This window comes from Lentibacillus jeotgali, assembly GCF_000224785.1.
Lineage (GTDB): Bacteria > Bacillota > Bacilli > Bacillales > Amphibacillaceae > Lentibacillus > Lentibacillus jeotgali.
In genome coordinates this window covers 48,879-69,249 of the sequence record NZ_AGAV01000012.1, presented here as the reverse complement: position 1 = coordinate 69,249, position 20,371 = coordinate 48,879, and the positions used below count along the sequence as shown (strand labels likewise).

The 20,371-nt window shown below is 42.5% G+C and carries 21 protein-coding genes; all 21 read right to left on the bottom strand.

Annotation, left to right across the window (positions count from 1 at the left end):
• Window positions 1–6: 6 nt before the first annotated feature.
• A complete protein-coding gene (locus ON01_RS08905) occupies window positions 7–732 on the bottom strand; it encodes a GntR family transcriptional regulator (protein WP_010530683.1) in 726 nt (241 codons plus the stop codon).
• 251 nt (window positions 733–983) lie between these two features.
• Window positions 984–3,278, bottom strand: coding sequence for an FtsK/SpoIIIE family DNA translocase (locus ON01_RS08900; RefSeq protein WP_010530682.1), 2,295 nt, complete (start codon window positions 3,276–3,278; stop codon window positions 984–986).
• Between the two features lie 220 nt (window positions 3,279–3,498).
• Entirely contained in the window at window positions 3,499–3,702 is a 204-nt protein-coding gene (locus ON01_RS08895; protein ID WP_010530681.1) for a YlzJ-like family protein, read from the bottom strand.
• The gene (locus ON01_RS08890; RefSeq protein WP_010530680.1) at window positions 3,702–4,442 is read right to left on the bottom strand and encodes a ClpP family protease; all 741 of its coding nucleotides are present in this window, start codon (window positions 4,440–4,442) and stop codon (window positions 3,702–3,704) included. The genes ON01_RS08895 and ON01_RS08890 overlap by 1 nt, the downstream gene beginning before the upstream one ends.
• A 164-nt stretch (window positions 4,443–4,606) precedes the next feature.
• Window positions 4,607–5,473, bottom strand: coding sequence for a 4-hydroxy-tetrahydrodipicolinate synthase (gene dapA / locus ON01_RS08885; RefSeq protein ID WP_010530679.1), 867 nt, complete (start codon window positions 5,471–5,473; stop codon window positions 4,607–4,609).
• A gap of 71 nt (window positions 5,474–5,544) precedes the next feature.
• Window positions 5,545–6,777, bottom strand: coding sequence for an aspartate kinase (dapG, locus tag ON01_RS08880; protein WP_010530678.1), 1,233 nt, complete (start codon window positions 6,775–6,777; stop codon window positions 5,545–5,547).
• A 15-nt stretch (window positions 6,778–6,792) separates the two neighbouring features.
• Entirely contained in the window at window positions 6,793–7,839 is a 1,047-nt protein-coding gene (asd, locus tag ON01_RS08875) for an aspartate-semialdehyde dehydrogenase (RefSeq protein ID WP_010530677.1), read from the bottom strand.
• A gap of 36 nt (window positions 7,840–7,875) precedes the next feature.
• Window positions 7,876–8,481, bottom strand: a complete 606-nt coding sequence (dpaB, locus tag ON01_RS08870; protein ID WP_010530676.1) for a dipicolinate synthase subunit B — start codon at window positions 8,479–8,481, stop codon at window positions 7,876–7,878.
• Window positions 8,481–9,365, bottom strand: coding sequence for a dipicolinic acid synthetase subunit A (dpaA, locus tag ON01_RS08865; RefSeq protein ID WP_010530675.1), 885 nt, complete (start codon window positions 9,363–9,365; stop codon window positions 8,481–8,483). Before dpaA ends, dpaB begins: the two co-directional genes overlap by 1 nt.
• 310 nt (window positions 9,366–9,675) lie before the next feature.
• Complete coding sequence (locus ON01_RS08860) at window positions 9,676–9,918, bottom strand: YlmC/YmxH family sporulation protein (protein WP_010530674.1); 243 nt, start codon at window positions 9,916–9,918, stop codon at window positions 9,676–9,678.
• Between the two features lie 42 nt (window positions 9,919–9,960).
• Window positions 9,961–11,181 (bottom strand): M16 family metallopeptidase, encoded by a 1,221-nt coding sequence (locus ON01_RS08855; RefSeq protein WP_010530673.1) that lies wholly within the window; start codon window positions 11,179–11,181, stop codon window positions 9,961–9,963.
• 27 nt (window positions 11,182–11,208) lie between these two features.
• Window positions 11,209–12,165: a polysaccharide deacetylase family protein gene (locus ON01_RS08850; protein ID WP_010530672.1), complete on the bottom strand. Its 957-nt coding sequence runs from the start codon at window positions 12,163–12,165 to the stop codon at window positions 11,209–11,211.
• A 130-nt stretch (window positions 12,166–12,295) separates the two neighbouring features.
• Window positions 12,296–14,410 (bottom strand): polyribonucleotide nucleotidyltransferase, encoded by a 2,115-nt coding sequence (locus ON01_RS08845; RefSeq protein ID WP_010530671.1) that lies wholly within the window; start codon window positions 14,408–14,410, stop codon window positions 12,296–12,298.
• Between the two features lie 115 nt (window positions 14,411–14,525).
• A complete protein-coding gene (gene rpsO, locus ON01_RS08840; protein ID WP_010530670.1) occupies window positions 14,526–14,795 on the bottom strand; it encodes a 30S ribosomal protein S15 in 270 nt (89 codons plus the stop codon).
• Between the two features lie 132 nt (window positions 14,796–14,927).
• On the bottom strand, window positions 14,928–15,872 hold the full coding sequence (ribF, locus tag ON01_RS08835) for a riboflavin biosynthesis protein RibF (RefSeq protein WP_010530669.1): 945 nt from the start codon (window positions 15,870–15,872) through the stop codon (window positions 14,928–14,930).
• A gap of 21 nt (window positions 15,873–15,893) precedes the next feature.
• Window positions 15,894–16,787, bottom strand: coding sequence for a tRNA pseudouridine(55) synthase TruB (gene truB, locus ON01_RS08830; RefSeq protein WP_029329066.1), 894 nt, complete (start codon window positions 16,785–16,787; stop codon window positions 15,894–15,896).
• A gap of 109 nt (window positions 16,788–16,896) precedes the next feature.
• Window positions 16,897–17,238, bottom strand: a complete 342-nt coding sequence (gene rbfA, locus ON01_RS08825) for a 30S ribosome-binding factor RbfA (protein ID WP_010530667.1) — start codon at window positions 17,236–17,238, stop codon at window positions 16,897–16,899.
• Between the two features lie 38 nt (window positions 17,239–17,276).
• Complete coding sequence (locus ON01_RS08820; protein WP_010530666.1) at window positions 17,277–17,555, bottom strand: DUF503 domain-containing protein; 279 nt, start codon at window positions 17,553–17,555, stop codon at window positions 17,277–17,279.
• Window positions 17,552–19,702 (bottom strand): translation initiation factor IF-2, encoded by a 2,151-nt coding sequence (gene infB, locus ON01_RS08815; RefSeq protein WP_010530665.1) that lies wholly within the window; start codon window positions 19,700–19,702, stop codon window positions 17,552–17,554. Before infB ends, ON01_RS08820 begins: the two co-directional genes overlap by 4 nt.
• A gap of 20 nt (window positions 19,703–19,722) precedes the next feature.
• Window positions 19,723–20,022 carry a L7Ae/L30e/S12e/Gadd45 family ribosomal protein gene (locus ON01_RS08810; protein ID WP_010530664.1) on the bottom strand — a complete coding sequence of 100 codons (300 nt, stop codon included), beginning with the start codon at window positions 20,020–20,022 and terminating at the stop codon, window positions 19,723–19,725.
• Window positions 20,012–20,296 carry an RNase P modulator RnpM gene (gene rnpM, locus ON01_RS08805; RefSeq protein ID WP_010530663.1) on the bottom strand — a complete coding sequence of 95 codons (285 nt, stop codon included), beginning with the start codon at window positions 20,294–20,296 and terminating at the stop codon, window positions 20,012–20,014. The genes ON01_RS08810 and rnpM overlap by 11 nt, the downstream gene beginning before the upstream one ends.
• Window positions 20,297–20,371 lie beyond the last annotated feature (75 nt).

The window sequence follows — 20,371 nt, the reverse complement described above, 5'->3', positions numbered from 1 at the left end:
AATCCTTTACATACGCTTCCTTAAAACATGGAAACTGAATACATCTGAACGAAAGAAATTCGCCGAATACAGTACTGGTTCATCTTCATTCGTGTAGTGCATTTGCTTAAGCAGTAACAAGGACTGGTCAGGATCACATTTTAAAATTTCATAGATTCGATCATGATAACCGACAGGCTCAATATATGTTACAGCATAAGCGATTTCTTTACCGGAGGATTCTTCAATTAACTTAAATATAGAGTCGGTCTGATGCACCCGGTCCAACGGGATCAAACCTTCAGGGAGCTTATCAATACAAAACACAACAGGCAGATTGTCTGCGGTTCTAACGCGTTCAATTTTCGCCAGTGTACTGATTTTTTTCGGTTCAAACTTGACCTGTTCATCCTCTGTCGGCTCTAATATTTCAGTAGAAAGAAATTGTGAACCCGGTGTTTTACCGGATTGTTCAATCATATATGTCACACTATTGAGCTGTTCTATTCCCGAAGAAAAGATAGGCTTTGGATTGACGAATGTGCCTACACCATGGCGCCGTGTTACGATGTTTTCTTCTTCCAGTATCCTTAAAGCTTCACGTAGTGTCGCTCGGGAGACCCCCAGTTCCTTTGAAAGCTGAAATTCCGATGGCAGCTTTTGCTTCGTTTTGTATTTACCGTTTTCAATATCGCGTTTAATTTGGTCAATTACCTGCAAGTATAAGTGGCGCGAATCCATTTTCAACGACATGACGTCTCCATCCTTTAATTTTCACGTTTTATCAAGTATGTACCGTCATATCAGAGATCTGACATCTGACGTATGACTAATCCGTAGTTCGACATAAATATAACACGTTCTACAAGATAAATAAATAGATATAGGTAAATTTTCTTAAAATTGTTTACAGAGCGTTAACAATATAAGGATCTAAAGCTACCGCATCTTTGATCTTTAAAAAACGGACATCCTGTTAAAAGGCATGTCCGTTCTTGGTGCGCTCATGAGGTTTTTTCTTCATTGGCCTGTGATACAAGGACCGCTCTTGGTTTGCTTCCTTCATACGGACCAACAATACCGCGATCCTCCATCGCATCGATTAAACGCGCCGCTCTTGTATAGCCGATTCGGAAACGCCGCTGCAGCATGGATACGCTGGCGCTTTGCATTTCCGTTATCATTTGCACGGCATCATCAAATAGTTCATCATCGACCTCCGACGTCACTTCACTTGTTTCTTCAGGAATCATTTCTTCCTGATATGAAGCCTTTTGCTGATCAATGCAATGATCAACAACCCGTTCTACCTCTTCGTCAGATAAAAATGCTCCCTGCACTCTAGTAGGCTTTGAGGATCCTACCGGCATAAATAGCATATCACCGCGGCCCAATAATTTTTCAGCACCGCCGGAGTCCAAAATTGTCCGCGAATCGGTGGCAGAAGACACGCTGAACGCGATTCTGGAAGGGATATTTGCTTTAATGACACCCGTAATAACGTCTACCGATGGACGCTGTGTTGCAAGAATGAGATGAATCCCGGCAGCACGTGCCATTTGGGCAAGTCTCGTAATGGCATCCTCAACATCATTAGAAGCAACCATCATCAAATCGGCCAGTTCGTCCACGAGCACGACAATATATGGCAAATTTGGCTGCTTTTCCTCCTCAGATAATGTCTGATTATATTTGTGGATGTACTCATTGTAACCTTCGATGTTACGGGTTCCTGTTTCAGAAAACAAATCATATCGTCGTTCCATTTCAGCTACCACTTTTTTCAGCGCCCTTGAAGCTTTTTTCGGGTCTGTCACAACCGGCGTTAATAAGTGCGGGATACCGTTATACACATTCAATTCAACTTTTTTCGGATCAATCATCATCATTTTAACTTCATGGGGCTTAGCACGCATCAAAATCGTTGTAATAATACCATTTACACAAACACTCTTACCACTGCCGGTAGCTCCGGCAATGAGCATATGCGGCATTTTACTCAATTCCGATACAATGGCATCCCCTGAAATATCACGGCCAAGCGCAAATAATAGTTTGGAAGATTGCTTTGTGACTGAATTATCCAATACCTCTTTCAGTGATACCTGAGCAATTTCATGATTAGGGACTTCAATACCGACAGCCGATTTCCCGGGTATAGGGGCCTCGATGCGGATGTCTTTTGCTGCCAGGGCAAGTGCGAGATCATCATGCAAATTTACAATTTTGCTGACTTTTACACCCGCTTCAGGATATATTTCATATTTTGTAACAGCGGGGCCAACATGCACCTTGGTCACTCTGGCCTTAACCCCGAAACTGTTAAACGTCCGTTCCAGTTTTCTGACTGTCGCCTGAATTTGTGATTTTTCCTGCTGCTGGGAACTTTGAGTCGGTTCAGCAAGCAAGTTGGCTGATGGCAGTTCATATTCATGATTTTCCGCTTCAGTCATTGGCAGCGGATTATCATTGTCCGTTTTACTTTCTGTTTCAACTGTTTGAATTGTATCACGAGTCTCTGATTCATTTTCGGAATGAGTGTCTAGTTCTTGCGTGTCAAAGGAGTAAGCCACATCCGTAAAATCCTGAATAACAGGCTCGTCCGTCACCGGGCTATCATCTTGTTCAGGGACTGTGTCATAAGCCTCTTTATCCTCTGACCTGAGACGGTTTCCCCGGGCTGTTAATACACGCTTTTTAATCGACTTCACCATTTCAATTATGCGTTTACTCCACTTGGAAAAGAATTCACCCAGTGAAAACTCTGTCATAAAGATAATTCCTATTAGAATTGAAAAAACAGCCACAATTTTGGCTCCGACGGCAGAAAATAAAAAGTAACAAAATGTAAATAATATAGCTCCAATCATTCCGCCGCCAGTCTGAAGTGCTTCACCATTGCCTCTTACAAATGCAAAGAATTGCTCCCATGTTGCACTTAGAATTGATGTTTCTTCCGAGGAAACAAGCAATCTTTCATAAGTCTGAATATGTGTGAGCAATAAAACACCGGCAAAAATGATATAAAAACCTATTAATTTCTTATTTGAAAAGTAGGGATATCGCCGTTTAACCATGAGAATAAGCCCTGTTACAAGTAAAAATACTGAAGCGATGAAATACCAGATTCCCAGAAAAAAACGGAAAATATGCTCAAGACCTCCAGGGATTGCTCCGTCACTAATGGCACTGGCACCACTGCCAAAAATAGCGAGAAAAATAAATAACAATCCCAGCAGTTCATACTTCACCTGTTTATTAAGTTGATTTTTCTTTTTGCGTCTTTTCTTCTTTGCCATATTTATCACCTCACTTGTTTTAGACAGTCTTTCAAACCATAGCTTGCAACTTTGGGAAAACTTTTCGCCAAGTTTCCAAAGCGGGTATATCCTAACCACCATAATTTCTAGTTAGTTCAGGTTTTTTATCCCAGCTTTTTACAAAACCCCTGCCAGTCAACAGGCAAGGGTTCTTGACAATTAGTTCCATTATAGCACAGTTTTTAATGTTTAGCGCTGGTTAACGCAAAATCGTACCCGGCTGATAATCAGAGTTCATAAAATCATTGGGATCAGTGGAAAGCAATTGGAGCACTTGGTATTGTCCATCATCTCTTTCCTCTACATATAGCTGTTTCCCGTTATGCGAAACACATTGCCTTTTTTGAAACTCTTTATCCGAGGACGGAAAAATATCTGTTGTTGATAAAGGTGTATACAGCATCACTGGATCACCTGCTGTTCTTCCGGTCCCTGATTATTATCGCCAATCATTTCACTTAGTTTAACCATCGCCTGACTGACACCACCAACACCGTCGATCAACCCATATTCGACTGCGTCTGTTCCAATCACATTCGTCCCAATATCCCTTGTCAGATTCCCTTTTGCAAACATAAGTTCTTTAAATTTCTCTTCTTCAATGTTTGAATGATGGATCACAAAGTCAATTACACGGTCCTGCATCTTATCCATATATTCAAATGTCTGCGGTACACCAATGACTAAACCGTTTAGCCTAATGGGATGAATTGTCATGGTTGCTGTCGGAGCTATAAAAGAGTGATCGGCAGAAACGGCGATTGGAACACCAATCGAATGTCCTCCGCCCAACACAATCGAAACGGTTGGTTTGGAAATGGACGAAATCATTTCAGATAAAGCCAAACCAGCCTCCACATCACCGCCGACGGTGTTCAATAATATAATCAGCCCTTCTATTTTAGGATTTTGTTCAACGGCAATAAGCTGCGGCAACAAGTGTTCATATTTAGTCGTTTTATTTTGTGCCGGCAACTGAACATGCCCTTCAACCTGTCCAATGATTGACAGCACATGAATATTGGAATCAGGAGCTTGTGGAACGTTTGACTGTCCTAATTGCTGGATTTTTTGAACCAGTGAAGAATTATTGGCCTCGTCCCCCTGATTCTGGTCGTCTTTCTTTGATGGTTCCTTTTCCATTTATGGACACTCCTTCCAGAGACTTTACTATTTGAAATAATAACTATCAATTAGTATGGACTTTACAGGAAGAAATCATGCAAATTATTTTAGAAACTTGGCATATCACCAGGCAAGAAAGTAGTTATACGAAAATAAAAATATCGGCGGAAATGCCGATATTTTTAACGTTGTATTAAATTCCTTAAAGTCTCACGCTCTGCATCAGACATGGCCATCAACGGGAGACGAACACCGCCAACATTAACGCCTGTGATATTCAGTGCTGTCTTCACTGGCACCGGTGAAGGCTGTGCAAACATCCCGTTCATGACCGGAAGTAATTTGCGGTGTATGGATGCTGCGCGCACCACATCGCCCGACTGGTACGCATTGACCATTCCCTTCATATCATTACCGGCAATATGAGCCACTACAGAGACGACACCATCTCCACCGAGTGCCAAAAGCGGTAATGTAATGCTGTCTTCGCCGCTGTAAACACTAAAATCATCATCTGCATGTTCAATAACATTGGAAACAAGATCAAGATCACCGCTTGCGTCTTTTACAGAAACAATATTATCGATTTGGCTTAACCGGATAATGGTTTCTGCACTAATCTTTACAACGGTGCGGCCTGGAACATTATATAGCATCACCGGCAATCTCGTTTCACCGGCTATTGCCGCAAAATGATGGTAAAGTCCTTCTTGGTTCGGTTTGTTATAGTAGGGCGCCACAAGCATTACCCCGTCTACACCAGACTTTTCAGCTGCTTTGGTTAACGTAATGGATGCCTGTGTACTGTTGCTTCCTGAGCCAGCTATAACCGGAACCCGTCTATTAACGACTTTGACTGTATGTCTAAAAAGCGCAATTTTCTCATCAGTCGTTAGTGTCGGTGATTCACCTGTCGTACCGCCGACAACCAATCCTTCACTTCCATTCTCCAATAAATGTTCAATCAGTTTTGTTGTTTTGGCAAAGTCAACTTGGTTATTCGCATCAAACGGCGTTACCATCGCTGTCAATAAATTACCAAAGCCCACGAAAACACCTTCTTCATCAAATTTTAGAAATCACATGCAAATGCTTTTATGAGGGACTTTTTCACAACCTGTTATACAAGGTTTTTATCCGCAACGTTCAATGCAAAAACATCATGTAATGCATTTACTGCCGGTTTTAAATCATCCTCATGAATAAGCACCCAGATGGTTGTATGGCTGTCAGCTGATTGTAATATTTGAACCCCGGCATCTGTCAGCGATTGAACAATTTTTGATGCGACGCCCGGAACCCCGGTCATACCTGCTCCAACTGCAGAAACCTTGGCACAATTCTTGGTAATTTCCGGGTAAAAGCCCAGTGTTTCTAAAATGTGGACGGCTTTTTTAGTGTGTGTATCCGGTACCGTATAAATAACCCCATTTGGTGAAATATTGATAAAGTCAACGGAAATGCCTGCTTCAGCCATGGCTTTAAAAACATCCGATTGCAGCCGGTGTGTTTCTTCTTTTGTCTGAACGCTTATTTGTGTTATGGAGGACATATGGGCAATTCCGGTAATCAAACGATCCGGAATATCCGTGCCCATTTCCTGAATTCTGGACGCTGTAATAAGCGTGCCTTCATCCTCGACGTACGTCGATCGCACACGCATAGGGATTTTTGCCTGCATGGCTATCTCCACGGCCCTTGGATGAATAACCTTGGCACCCTGATAGGCAAGGTTGCAAATCTCTGTGTAGGTCACAATATCCAGCGGTCTTGCGGATGATACCACACTCGGATCGGCAGTCATAATACCGTTAACATCGGTGAAAATTTCGATCCGCTCTGCGTTAACAGCAGCCCCCATGGCAGCGGCAGTTGTATCACTACCGCCTCTTCCGATGGTTGTAATCTCACCGTCAGAGGACTGACCTTGAAAACCGGCCACAACGACAACATCATGCTCTTTAAATTCGTTAAGAACCCGATCCGGCTTCACCTCTTTAATTTTTGCCTGATTAAAATCATCGTTTGTAACAAATCCCGCCTGTGCACCTGTCAAAGCTGTCGCACTAATATGATTTTTTTGCAGCTCATTTGACAATACGACCGAGGCAATGGTTTCCCCGCAGGACATCAGAATATCCAATTCACGGTTGGAATTATAATTTTTAGGAAAATCAACCAGATCCAGCAATGAGTCTGTTGCATATGGAGCAGGTTTCCGTCCTAATGCAGATACGACAACAACTATTTTGTAATCGTTCATGAGCGCATTTTTAATGTGTTGTATAACATGAGTGCGATTATCTTCTGTCTGAACAGAAGTACCACCGAATTTTTGGACTAATATCTGCATTGTTCCACCTCTATCTCAAAGCCATTTATTAGCAATTAAACGTTCTGCAATTTGGATTGTATTCCATGCAGCACCTTTAATCAGATTATCAGACACAACCCATAAATGGAAGCCCTTATTACTGTCCAGGTCTTTGCGGACACGGCCGACAAACACATCTTCTTTGTTGGCTGCACTCAGCGGTGTCGGGTACGTTTGTGTAGCCGGATCGTCCTGAAGTGTGACACCGTCGGCTCCCCTTAGTGCGTTCCATATATCTTCAACACTTAAACCTTCTTTTTCAACATCGATATAGACACTCTCTGCATGTGATGTGAAGAACGGCAATCTGACACACGTTGCTGCAACAGGTAAATCCTGAGCGTGAAGAATTTTTTTCGATTCATTGATCATTTTCATTTCTTCAAATGTATAGCCGTTCTCCTGAAACACATCGATCTGCGGGAGTGCATTAAAGGCGATCGGATAATGCTTTTCATCGCCTTTGACAGGAAGCAGCTCGGCTGTCATGTCCTCATTGTTCACATATTGTTTAACCTGATTATCCAATTCCTCGTTCGCTTTGTTTCCTGCTCCGGATACCGCCTGATAGGTTGATACAATAACCCGACTCAGGCCAAACGCTTCCTGAATTGGTTTCAGGGCGGCTACCATTTGAATCGTGGAACAGTTTGGATTTGCAATAATACCGTTATGTGACTGAATATCCGACTCATTTACTTCAGGCACGACCAACGGTACATCTTCAGCCATTCTATAAGCACTTGTATTATCAACAACAACTGCACCGCGCTTTACAGCTTCAGGTGCCAGCTTTTTTGAAACCGAACCTCCAGCTGAGAACAAGGCAATATCTATATTACTGAAACTTTCCGGTAACGCTTCTTCCACCGTCAGCTCCTGATTGTTAAATGTCACTTTTTTGCCCGCTGATCGTTTGGAAGATAATAGTTTCAGTTCTTTAATTGGTAAGTCCTTATTTTCGAGTATTTCAATGATCTTTTCTCCGACTGCTCCAGTAGCTCCAACGACTGCAACGTTAACTGGATTATTTTCTGCCATTCCGTAAGACACCTCTCTAATAAGTTTATTTCCACCTTATTCTACCATACTATCATTAATATGAGGAATAATCACGGGTTGAAGTTGCTGATAGTTTAATGCCGATTCAATGGTATCAGACAACAGGTCCATATTAGAGACGAGTGAATTGGGCTTCTTATATGGATTATCCTGGCCATATGGAATAAAATAAAAGAATTTACTCGCCATCAGCCGCATCAGGTTGACGCCATTTAACCCAAGGGCGTCGTTCGTGGATATACCTAGGACAATTGGGTTCTGATTTCGCATTGTAGCCTTTACGGCCATTAAGACCGGCGTGTCGGTCAGCGCATTAGCCAGCTTGCTCATAGAATTCCCTGTTAATGGCGCCACGACCATGCAATCAAGCTGGAGTTCTGGTCCAAGCGGTTCTGCTTCCGGGATGGTTTTAATGGCACGTTTTCCCGTAATAGATTCAATTTTTGCGACATGATCATCCGCTTTTCCGAATTTGGTGTCCGTATTCTGTACTGTATACGATACAACCGGTATTACCTCTGCCCCGGCATCCATCAGCTTTTCCAGCTGGGGAAATACTTGGTCATAGGTGCAGTGTGATCCGGTCACACCAAACCCAATCCGCTTTCCTTTCAATCCCATCATATCTTCTCCTCTCGTTTAAGCAAAAATTGTTTAATAACATCAGCCAAAATTTTTCCGGCGGTTTTCGGAGCGACGATTCCAGGCAGACTTTTTGCCAAAATCGACTTAATGCCCCGCTGTCTTGCATAATCAAAATCGGTGCCACCAGGCTTTGAGGCGAGATCAAATATAATGCCGTGCGGCGGAAGATGTTGAATTGAATTTTTCGTAACCACTCGGGCAGGAACTGTATTAATTAATAAATCACAGTCATGTGTAAATTTATGCAATTCGTCAAACGGGATAGCTGTATGTCCCAACTCTGTAATTCTCGCAAGATCCATAATACTTTTAGCACAGACTGAAACCTTCGCCCCAAGTGCGGCAAATTTATTAGCGACTGTGTTTCCGACCCGGCCAAACCCGACAACAATCACCCTTGATGAATGAATGGTATAATCGGTATGTTCAATCGCCATCATGATCACACCCTCGGCTGTCGGAATTGAATTATAAATGGCAACATCATCCCGGTTAAGTAATGGAACAAGTTCTACATTCGATGCTTTACTCACAGCATCCAAATAGTCGTTAGAAATGCCGGTGAATACGGCCGTACTATCACCCAAACCTTCAAACCACTCATTTGTCAGCTGAACTGTCTGATCGGAAAACACGGTTTCTACATACCCCTGGGGGTCGGTTCCTGTGATTGGCAATACAATCGCGTCCATCTTCCCTTGGTCCAAATCAGCGAAGTCGGTTTGGTTTAACCCGGTAAAACCTTGCTCGAGTTTGTCAAAGCCCACCAGTGAAATCGTCGTATTGGGCAATGCCTGCAGCTGACGTATCAGCTCCAGATAGCGAGCATCTCCGCCTATTACAGCAATTTGTTGCGTCATGACTAAAAATCCCTCCGTACTGCTTCTTCAAAATAGGTGTTCAAAATAGTTTATGTGCATATCAGCAGTTAGTGATTACTGGAATCGGAAAAATTCAGGTTCAGCTTGTTTTATTAAAAAACTTGACTTATCGCCAAGCTTTTATGGCGAAAGCCTTAGTTGCCCTTATGCAGTAAGAAACTATTTATACTTCCTTAACTGCCAATAAAAAAAGCCGGCGTCATGAATCATGACACCAGCTTTCATTACAGCTGTCCTATTCGGCATATAAAGGTCAGTAAGCCGTCAGTATTGGCGGGCAGCTTACTGATTATTCGTGATCATCCGGCTCAATCATAATCATATCCTCACCAATTTTTCGGATTGACCGCCATCTGATCTTCGTTTCGGCACCTTCTTTTTTTAGACCGAACCATTTATAATTCGGTATGATGAAGGATTCGATCTGCCCTGTCTTTTCATCAATTTCCAGATCCGTCTGACCCAGTACTCCAAGCCGTGCCCCATGATTTACATCCACAATCTCCTTGGCACTGATATCCTTATACCGCATCAAATCGCCCCCCAGCATCAATATATGGTCATCGGTTGGAAACTATGCCGTCTCAGGTGCAATAAGTGCACTTGATGGTGCGTGGCGGAAAGTGGAATCGATGACTTGCTGCATTTTATCATGATCAACCGCATCTATTTGTGTGATCATGTCATCCAGCGAACGATGTTTATTCAGTAGCAATTCATTCCTTCCATTGCGGCTCATCCGGCTGCTGGTGCTTTCCAAACTAAGCATCAGATTGCCTTTCAACTGTTCCTTACTGTTTGTCAATTCCTTATCAGTCAAGCCATTTTGAATCAGATCATTCACCGTTCTGTTGATAGTATCCTTTAACTGCGGCAGTTGCTCCTTGCCGGTGCCAGCATAAATCGTTAATAAGCCATTATCCAAAAATGACGCATGATACGAAAAGACAGCGTATGCAAGACCCTGCTTTTCCCGGATCTCCTGAAAGAGACGCGAACTCATGCTGCCGCCAAGTACATTGTTTAAAATAATCAAACTGTACATATTTTCATCATCTACCGGCAGACCATTATACCCCAGACACAAATGCGCCTGTTCAGTATCCTTATGACGTTCAATCTGATTGCCCAAAAATGCTGGCTGCTCCATATCCGTATGTTTGGCATTCGATTCAAATCCGCCAAAATAGTCATCTACCGTCTTAATAAATGAATTATCCACATTGCCTGCAACTGATACAACAACATTCTCAGGTGTATACCGTTCGTTAATATATTCTCTTAATGAAGCGGGTGTTAACGACTCCAATTGTTTTTCGGTTCCCAGAATCGGATAACCCAGAGGGTGATCGCCGAACGAAGCACGTGCCAATATATCATGGACTATATCATCCGGGGTATCTTCATACATTTTAATTTCTTCTAAAACAACTTTTTTCTCGCGTTCCATTTCCACTTCATCAAATGAAGAATTGAAGAACATATCCGCCAGTATCTCAAGCGCTTTCTCCTTATGGGTATCCATCACTTTTGCATAAAAACACGTATACTCTTTTGAAGTAAATGCATTGACCTGCCCGCCGATCGCGTCAAATGCTTCAGCAATATCCTGAGCGGTCCTCTTACTGGTCCCTTTAAAAAACATATGCTCCAAAAAATGAGAAATACCGTTTATTTCTTTTGTTTCATTACGTGATCCAGTCTTCACCCATATACCGATTGTGACCGACCGGACTGACGGTATATTTTCCAGAACTATCCGCAGTCCGTTTCCGCTTGTATGTTTTTCAACCAATACTTTTCCTCCTACTTAAATCCGCCTTTATCGTTCCGAACTTAATAAATTGTTGAGCGTACCAATTTTATAACCTTTTTCTTCTATGATTCCGATCATTGAATCCAGCCCTTCCACAATTGAAGGTGTAGGGTGCATCAAAAGCGTTGCACCGGGGTGGATATTGTTGTTCACTCGATTTATCATAACAGATTCAGATGGATTCTTCCAATCAATCGTGTCAACGCTCCAAAGAATCGTTTCCATATCCTGTTCAGCCGCTGCCTTTACTACCTGATCGTTAAAATCACCGCTCGGCGGAGCAAACCATTGAGGTGTTTCCCCCGTAATCGCTTCAAGTATTTCATTGGTCCGGCTGATTTGCTCCATCATATCCTGTTTGGAAAGCCGTGACATAGCGGGATGATTATAGGCATGATTCCCGATGACATGTCCCTGCTCCTGAATCATTTTCACAGTGTCCGTATTTTCCATCGCCCATTTTCCCTCAATAAAAAAAGTGGCTTTAACATGATGTTCTTTTAAGATATTCAGGATTGCCGGGATATATTCAGTCCCCCATGACACGTTGATTAAAAATCCAACCATATCCTTACCGGGATTACCTCGATAAATCGGAGCGGCAGGCAAATCATCCAGCGTTATTTCGGGGGTATTCTGCTCATAGACAAGCAAGGTCTCATCAAATTTCTCATTCTTTTTCATTTGCTCATAGGATTTCTCAATATCCACTTTTTTGCCATTAAGTCCGGGTATCTTTTTCCACACTTTATCAATCACAGCATTTTGGGGTTCTTTCTCATACGCATCGCTTTTTTTCTGTATTTCGTCATAAAGCGGATCGTCAGTCATGCCAGCTTTATCAACTACTGTGGAAAATGTCTCGGTTTCATTTGGTTCAAACGGATCATACGTAAAATCAAATGAAATGGCAACAATCAGAATAAACACACAAACATGTACAAATGTACGATACCGATACATTCATAACCCCCCTCACTAATCACTATGATAAGGATGGACAGGTTATGAAAAGAGAAACACGAATGAAGTGTTCCTTCTTTTTTCAGGCATTAAAAAAAGAAACTGGTTTTCCAGCTTCTTATTTCAGTACCTATGATTGTTGCTTCTCACGTTTTTCCCGTTCTTCTTTTAATATCGCTTTTCGTGAAAGATTGATGCGTCCCTGGTTATCAATTTCTTTGACTTTCACCATGATTTGATCACCGATGGATACTGCATCTTCAACTTTTTTTGTTCGTTCTTCCTGTAATTCGGATATATGGACCAAACCATCTTTCCCTTTAAACAATTCAACGAACGCCCCGAATTTTTCAATCCGTTTAACGGTTCCCAGGTAGACTTGACCTGCTTCAACTTCCCGTACAAGATCTTCAATAATCTGTTTTGCCTCATTGTTCATATCCGCATCAGGAGAGGAAATAAAGACACTGCCATCTTGTTCGATATCAATTTTGACGCCTGTCTCATCAATGATCTGATTAATTTGCTTTCCGCTTGGCCCGATAACGTCACGAATTTTATCCGGATTGATGTTCATTGTTAAAATTTTAGGCGCGTACTGGGACAATTTGGATCTTGGTTCTTCAATCGTTGCAAGCATTGATTCGAGAATCTGCATCCGGCCTTTTCTGGCCTGCGATAAAGCTTCTTCCAAAATGTCTTTGGACAAGCCTTCAATTTTAATGTCCATTTGCAGTGCGGTCACGCCCTGTTCGGTACCGGCTACTTTAAAGTCCATATCACCAAGTGCATCTTCCATGCCCTGGATATCGGTTAAGATCGTGTAGTCATCACCCGATTTCACAAGTCCCATTGCGATACCGGCAACCGGTGCTTTAATCGGCACACCTGCATCCATCATAGCCAATGTACTGCCGCAAATACTTGCCTGTGAGGTAGAACCATTTGACTCCAATACCTCGGATACAAGCCTGATAGTATATGGAAATTCCTTTTCAGATGGAACAACTTTTTCAAGGGCACGTTCGCCCAATGCCCCGTGACCGATTTCTCTGCGCCCCGGTCCTCTAATCGGACCTGTTTCACCGACACTGTATTGCGGGAAGTTGTAATGGTGCATAAACCGCTTGGATTCTTCCAAATCAAGCCCGTCCAATATTTGAACGTCCCCTAATGCTCCCAGTGTGCAGACGCTTAAAGCCTGGGTTTGGCCACGTGTAAACAGACCGGATCCGTGTGTCCTCGGCAAAACACCGACTTTAGATGATAATTGGCGGATTTCATCGATTTTGCGCCCGTCAGGACGGATCTTTTCTTTTGTGATCAGTCTGCGGACTTCTTCCTTGACCATATCGTCCAAAATGGATTTAACCTGACCAATAACCTCTTCTTCTTCCTCCTCGAACGATGCAAGAACATTATCTTTTGTTTGGCTGATAGCTTCTTCCCGTTCTTTTTTGCCCTCGGTCTGGATGGCTTCAAGCAATTTGCCTCTGGCCTGATCCTCAAGCTTGGCAAGCAGTTCATCATCAGCGGTCCCCGCATTGAATTCCTGCTTCTGGACGCCGACTGCTTCAATGATTGTCTCCTGGAATTCAATAAGTCGGATGATTTCCTGATGACCGAACATAATTGCCTCAAGCATAGTATCTTCCGGGACTTCGTCAGCGCCTGCTTCAACCATGTTGATTGCACTTTTTGTTCCGGCAACAGTTAAATCTATATCACTTTTTTCCTCCTGCTCAACAGTCGGATTGATAACAAATTCACCATTTACACGCCCAACATGTACACCTGCAATCGGTTCGGAAAATGGTATATCCGAGATGGAAAGTGCAATTGATGAACCAACCATTGCTGCAATTTCTGTGGAACAGTCCTGATCGACACTCATTACTGTACTGATAACTTGTACCTCATTACGGTATCCATCAGGGAACAACGGACGGATCGGTCGATCAATGAGACGGGAGGTTAATGTGGCTTTTTCGCTTGGCCGGCCTTCCCGCTTAATAAAGCCGCCGGGAATTTTTCCTACCGCATACAGCCGCTCCTCATAGTTTACGGTCAGCGGAAAAAACGGGAGGTCTTTTGGTTCTTTGGAGGCAGTTGCTACTGACAATACAGATGTATCACCATAGCGCATCATACATGCCCCGTTTGCCTGTTTTGCAAGTTCTCCGGTTTCGACTGTAAATGTTCTGCCAGCTATTTCCGTGGAGAACTTTTTCTTCTCTTGTGTCATTCGTAATAAAACTCCCTTCCAAAAACACTTACTGCTTTCATTTTATAGTTAATGAGCGTAAATGTAAATTTTATGTATACACGAAGAAAAAAGCAGGATTTCTCCTGCTTTTTTCTTATCGGCGTAGACCGAGTTTTTTAATTAGTTCACGGTAACGTGTAACATCTTTGTTTCGCAGGTAGTTCAACAAGTTACGGCGCCTTCCTACCATTTTCAAAAGACCTCGCCGTGAATGGTGATCTTTTTTGTGAACGCGTAAATGCTCGTTTAACTTAGTGATGTCCTCAGTCAATACAGCAATCTGTACTTCCGGGGAACCAGTATCATTCTCATGTACTTTATATTCACTGATAATTTCATTCTTACGTTCTTTTGTGATAGCCATTCGGCTCACCTCCATTAATTATTGATATCCCCAATCCCCCAGCAATCGCCGGAGTTACGATTTGCCAAGCGATGGTTGATGTATTCAAGGTTACATCTTTTTCAGTAAAAATGCAAGGGGGAGCAAGCAATTTTACGACTCCGAATAGAAATAACGCCTGATACATTTCTCGTCTTCTTCAATCTGTCTGATTAGCTCTTCAGCGCTGTCAAATTTGATCTCTTCCCGAGTATAACGGTGCCATTCCAGAACGAGTTCCTCACCATATAATTCATTATTATAGTCAAATATATTAACCTCAATAATAGGCTCATCACGGTCCGCAGTGAACGTCGGGTTATAGCCCAGGCTCGCCATTCCTTCATATACCTCATTCTTAAAACGGATTTTAACAGCATAGACTCCGATTTTTGGCAATAATGCTTCAGAATCCACTTCTAAGTTAGCTGTTGGATATCCGATTTTCCTGCCGCGCTTATCGCCTTCTTTGACGACACCCCGGACAACCAGTGGCCTACCCAATAAATCGTTGGCTTTTTCAACCTGGCCTGTTTTCAACAGCTCCCTTACCCTGGTCGAGCTTATTTTTTGATTTCCGGATTGAACCTGATCGATTATTGTATAGTCAAATAATCCCCTCGAATGCTCTTGTATTGTTTGCTTGTTTCCCTTGCCTTTGTGCCCATAGGAAAAGTCAAATCCGGCAACAAGAAATTTAATATTTAAATTGATAATAAAATGGTCAATGAATGTTTGCGGCTCAAGTGAAGACAACTCTTTATTAAAATTGATGATATAAAGCCTGTCCACGCCCAATTGCTGTAATATCTTCTGCTTTTCCTTTAAAGGCGTAATGTATTGGACATGTTCGACATCCTTTTTCAATACAACGGATGGGTGCGGGTAAAATGTGATGACAGCACTTTCCATGCCTTTAGACTTTGCTTCATTTACCGCAGCCTCAATCACCTCTTGATGGCCTCCGTGGATACCATCAAAAAATCCGATGGCAGCAGCTGTTTCAGGTAATTCGTCCAATATTAATGTATGAGGATAGGTTAATCTGATTGTCCGCAAATTACGTCACCTGCACTTCTATTATTCATGATTAAACACCCGCACCGGCTTCATGATTGTGCTGTTGTCCGGGTGTGTCTGATAGACTGCTAAAACTTGTTTATCAAGCTTGACCAAAAAGGGATCAGTTTCAGGAGCCTGTTCGGGCTTGGGTAGTTTTTGCCCGTGCAGAATCCGTTTTCGAGTAGTCTGGTCAACATTAATATATTGCATATGTGTCAGACAGCTTTCGATTGACAGCAATAATTCCTTGTGTCTTTCTGCCTTAACCAATTGCTCAATATCACTGAATGTGAAAGTATCTTCTTTACTAATAGCACCTGTTCCTGTTCTGTACAGTTCAGACATATGTGCAGGGAAGCCAAGACGATTGCCGATATCGACACAAAGCGTTCGGATATACGTACCTTTTGAGCACTCCACTTGTACCCAAAAACGGTCGCTATTGTCATCCTTAAGCTGCTCAAGCTTGTAGATGAAAACGCTGCGTTCAGGACGTTCAACGTATTCATTCTCTCTAGCATATTCGTACAATTTTTTTCCATTAACTTTCACAGCCGAGTACATAGGGGGGATTTGCGTTATATATCCCCTGAATAATTGTAACACGTTTTCGATTGCCTGTTGAGATGGAGGATGGAGAATCTCTCTGGTTTCGATCACATGCCCCTGCCTGTCTTCAGTTTCGGTTGATACCCCAAGTTTTATTGCAGCTATGTAGTTTTTTTTGGTATCAGTCAGAAAAGGCACAATTTTAGTGGCCTGACCGATACAAATAGGCAAAACTCCCTCTACTTCAGGATCGAGTGTCCCTGTATGACCAACTTTCTTGAGGCGAAATAGCTTTCGTATTTTCAGGACACAGTCATGTGATGTCATTCCTTTTGGTTTCCATAGGGGTAAAATACCATTCATACTATCAGCTCCAGCATTTTTCTGAAAACAAAGCATTTATACTTTTCCTAACTGTCAAGGAAAAATCTGACCCTTTAACAAGTCAGATTAAGCGGCGCTTCATAGGGCTTCATTTATTTAAGTCACGCAATAATTCTTCAATGCGATTGCCGTGTTCTAAGGCCTCATCAAATTCAAACGATATTTCCGGCGTTTTTCGCAGCCTTATACGCTTGCCAATTTCCGAGCGGATAAAACCCTTGGCTTTCGCAAGCCCGACAAGCGTATCATGTTTTTCTTCTTCACTGCCAAGAACTGAAATAAATATTTTGGCCTGCTGCAGGTCCCCGGTCACTTCGACATCTGTGACTGTGACAAATCCGACACGCGGATCTTTTATTTTTTGCCCGATCAGTTCGCCCAATTCCTTTTTCATTTGTTCTGCTACCCGATTTGCACGAATATCACTCATTTTGCTTCACCTCATTATGTCAACGGTCTTTCCCCAGGCTATAAAAACTCTACATCCGTGGTTGTTCGTTCAAACTCTGTAAAGGTGTCAATGATTTTTAACGCCGTTTGAATCACCTGCTCGGCATGGTTTCTTTCATTGGATATTGTCACGACACCGATCTTTGTGCGCTGCCACAAATCATGGTAATCCAATTCTGTGACAGCGACATTTAAATCGTTCCGCAATTTAGCCATAACACGTTTGATAATGGAACGTTTTTGTTTTAAAGAACGGCCTTCATACAGCATGCATTCCACTTCAGCACTGATAATCATGTTCTTTCAATTTCTTCCATAACGAATGCTTCAAGTATATCCCCTTCTTTAATATCATTAAAGTTCTTGATCGTTATCCCGCATTCGTAGTTTTGTGCGACTTCTTTGACATCATCCTTATAACGCTTCAATGTGTCAACTTCGCCTTCAAATTGGACAACACCGTCGCGAATCAAACGCACACCGGAGTCACGGGTGATTTTGCCGTCGGTTACATAACTCCCGGCAATTGTCCCGATTTTAGATACTTTGAACGTTTCGCGGACCTCTGCCTGACCGATAACTTTCTCCTGATATTCAGGGTCAAGCATACCTTTCATGGCTGACTCGATTTCTTCAATCACTTTATAAATGACCCGGTGCAGCCGTACATCGACTTTTTCGGATTCAGCGGCTTTTTTCGCATTAACATCCGGCCGTACATTAAACCCGATCACAATGGCATTTGATGCTGATGCTAAAATAATATCTGATTCCTTGATCGCACCAACGCCTGTGTGAATAATCTTGATATTGACACCTTCAACATCAATTTTTTCAAGTGATGATGCCAGCGCTTCGGCAGATCCTTGCACATCAGCTTTAATGACAATATTGATTTCTTTCATTTCACCCTGTTTAATTTGTTCAAATAAATCATCAAGGCTGACTTTCGTTGACTCTGACCGGTTTTCCCGAATGTGTTTTTCCTGGCGGGCTTCACCGACTTGACGTGCCTTTTTCTCATCTTTAAATACAAGGAACTGATCGCCGGCTTGCGGTACACCGTTTAACCCGGTTATTTCGACGGGTGTCGATGGATCTGCTTCTTTAACACGTCTTCCTTCATCATTAACCATTGCACGGACACGCCCAAATGTATTGCCGACAACGACTGAGTCACTAACGTGTAATGTCCCGTTCTGAATAAGCAGAGTTGCAACAGGCCCTTTGCCCTTATCAAGCTGAGCTTCGATAACCGTGCCAAATGCGTCAGCACTCGGATTGGCTTTTAGTTCTTCCATTTCTGATACGAGAACAAGCATCTCCAACAGGGCGTCAATACCTTCCTGTTTGACTGCCGACAAGTTAACAAAGATTGTCTCGCCTCCCCAGTCTTCAGGGATCAGTTCATATTCCGTCAATTCCTGCATAACACGGTCAGGATTGGCGCCTTCTTTATCCATTTTATTAACAGCGACAATAATCGGTACTTCAGCTGCTTTTGCGTGATTAATGGCTTCCACGGTCTGCGGCATAACACCATCATCTGCAGCTACCACCAATACAGCAATGTCCGTCACTTGAGCACCGCGGGAGCGCATACTTGTAAATGCAGCGTGGCCAGGAGTATCGAGAAACGTTATTTTTCTGCCGTCATTCTCAACCTGATAAGCGCCAATGTGCTGCGTGATACCGCCTGCTTCACCTTCAGTCACTTTTGTGTGCCGGATGGCATCAAGCAATGTTGTCTTACCATGATCAACGTGGCCCATAATAGTGACAACAGCGGGACGTTCCACCTGATCAGCCGGATCATCTTTCTCAAGGTACTTATCAAAATCGGTATCTTCCAGAATAATCTCTTTTTCAACTTCAACGCCAAACTCATCACATAGCAGCTCAACAGTATCATCATCAAGATCCTGGTTTTTGTTAGCCATAACGCCCAGGAACATCAGTTTTTTAATAATCTCTGAATTGTCTTTGTTTAATTTCTCTGCTAAATCACTTACCGTCAATGTTTCGCTATAGGTGATTTTGGCCGGCAATTCTTTAACCGGTTTCTGTTGTTGCGGTTTAGATGTAGATCTGTTTTGATTCCGTTTATTGCCATTGTTATGATGCTTTTTATTCCTGTTTTGCTGTTGTCCTTTTTTGCGTTGGTTCTGATTATACCGCTTCCCGTTTTGCTTATCTTTCTTTCCCTGGTTAGAATTCCTTTTTGATTGGTTTGGATTAGTTTGCTTTTGCTGATTATCATTGGGCTTTTCATTTTTATCGGGCTGTTTCGGTGCAAACTTTTCGTCCAGTTTCACAATTGTTTCAATTGAAACCGTCGACATGTGATTTTTTACATCAATGTTTAAATCTTTTAAATGCTGAATGACTTCTTTACTTGTTGTATTATTTTGTTTCGCATATTGATATATACGCATTTTGCTCATATGTTCACCCCCAAGATTGATTACCCCAGTAGCGAGTTGATTTTGTCAGCGAATCCTGCGTCCAAAATAGCTACAGCTACTCGTTGGGGTTTGCCGATAGCATTCGATAGAGTCTCTCTATCATCAACTATTTCAAATGGCACTTCATACGTTTTACATTTGTTAATAAGCTTTTTTCGTGTTCGGGGTCCAACATCATTTGCCAGCAGGACAAGTTTCGCTTTTCTTTGCTGAATATCCTTTACAATCGTTTCTTCCCCCAGTGAACACTTCCTGGCACGATAAGCCAGACCTATCAGGTTTAAATAGCTATCCTTCATCTACATTACCTTCAACAAATCGTTTTAATTCCTCATAGACCGATGGTTCAATTTCCGCATTCAACTGCCGGCTTAAAATACCGCTTTTTTCAGCCTTTTCAATAACCGCAAGATCATTTGACACATATGCACCGCGTCCGTTTTTTTTGCCGGTGGGATCAACAAAAACCTCACCTTCTTTATTACGGACGACGCGGATCAATTCTTTCTTTGGTTTCATTTCATTTGTTACAACACATTTCCGCTGCGGTATTTTCCGCTTCTTCTTAGCCATCGGACTCCCTCCCTATTCTAGCAAAACGCCCGGTATGCTCGTGTACTTAAGCAGATACCGACGTCTTATATAAGG

Bases quoted from the DNA above. Each gene is read 5' to 3' on its own strand.
- ON01_RS08905 (WP_010530683.1), bottom strand. From the start codon at position 732: ATGTCGTTGAAAATGGATTCGCGCCACTTATACTTGCAGGTAATTGAC.
- ON01_RS08900 (WP_010530682.1), bottom strand. From the start codon at position 3,278: ATGGCAAAGAAGAAAAGACGCAAAAAGAAAAATCAACTTAATAAACAG.
- ON01_RS08895 (WP_010530681.1), bottom strand. From the start codon at position 3,702: ATGCTGTATACACCTTTATCAACAACAGATATTTTTCCGTCCTCGGAT.
- ON01_RS08890 (WP_010530680.1), bottom strand. From the start codon at position 4,442: ATGGAAAAGGAACCATCAAAGAAAGACGACCAGAATCAGGGGGACGAG.
- dapG (WP_010530678.1), bottom strand. From the start codon at position 6,777: ATGCAGATATTAGTCCAAAAATTCGGTGGTACTTCTGTTCAGACAGAA.
- asd (WP_010530677.1), bottom strand. From the start codon at position 7,839: ATGGCAGAAAATAATCCAGTTAACGTTGCAGTCGTTGGAGCTACTGGA.
- dpaB (WP_010530676.1), bottom strand. From the start codon at position 8,481: ATGGGATTGAAAGGAAAGCGGATTGGGTTTGGTGTGACCGGATCACAC.
- dpaA (WP_010530675.1), bottom strand. From the start codon at position 9,365: ATGACGCAACAAATTGCTGTAATAGGCGGAGATGCTCGCTATCTGGAG.
- ON01_RS08860 (WP_010530674.1), bottom strand. From the start codon at position 9,918: ATGCGGTATAAGGATATCAGTGCCAAGGAGATTGTGGATGTAAATCAT.
- ON01_RS08850 (WP_010530672.1), bottom strand. From the start codon at position 12,165: ATGTATCGGTATCGTACATTTGTACATGTTTGTGTGTTTATTCTGATT.
- ON01_RS08845 (WP_010530671.1), bottom strand. From the start codon at position 14,410: ATGACACAAGAGAAGAAAAAGTTCTCCACGGAAATAGCTGGCAGAACA.
- rpsO (WP_010530670.1), bottom strand. From the start codon at position 14,795: ATGGCTATCACAAAAGAACGTAAGAATGAAATTATCAGTGAATATAAA.
- truB (WP_029329066.1), bottom strand. From the start codon at position 16,787: ATGAATGGTATTTTACCCCTATGGAAACCAAAAGGAATGACATCACAT.
- rbfA (WP_010530667.1), bottom strand. From the start codon at position 17,238: ATGAGTGATATTCGTGCAAATCGGGTAGCAGAACAAATGAAAAAGGAA.
- ON01_RS08820 (WP_010530666.1), bottom strand. From the start codon at position 17,555: ATGATTATCAGTGCTGAAGTGGAATGCATGCTGTATGAAGGCCGTTCT.
- infB (WP_010530665.1), bottom strand. From the start codon at position 19,702: ATGAGCAAAATGCGTATATATCAATATGCGAAACAAAATAATACAACA.
- ON01_RS08810 (WP_010530664.1), bottom strand. From the start codon at position 20,022: ATGAAGGATAGCTATTTAAACCTGATAGGTCTGGCTTATCGTGCCAGG.
- rnpM (WP_010530663.1), bottom strand. From the start codon at position 20,296: ATGGCTAAGAAGAAGCGGAAAATACCGCAGCGGAAATGTGTTGTAACA.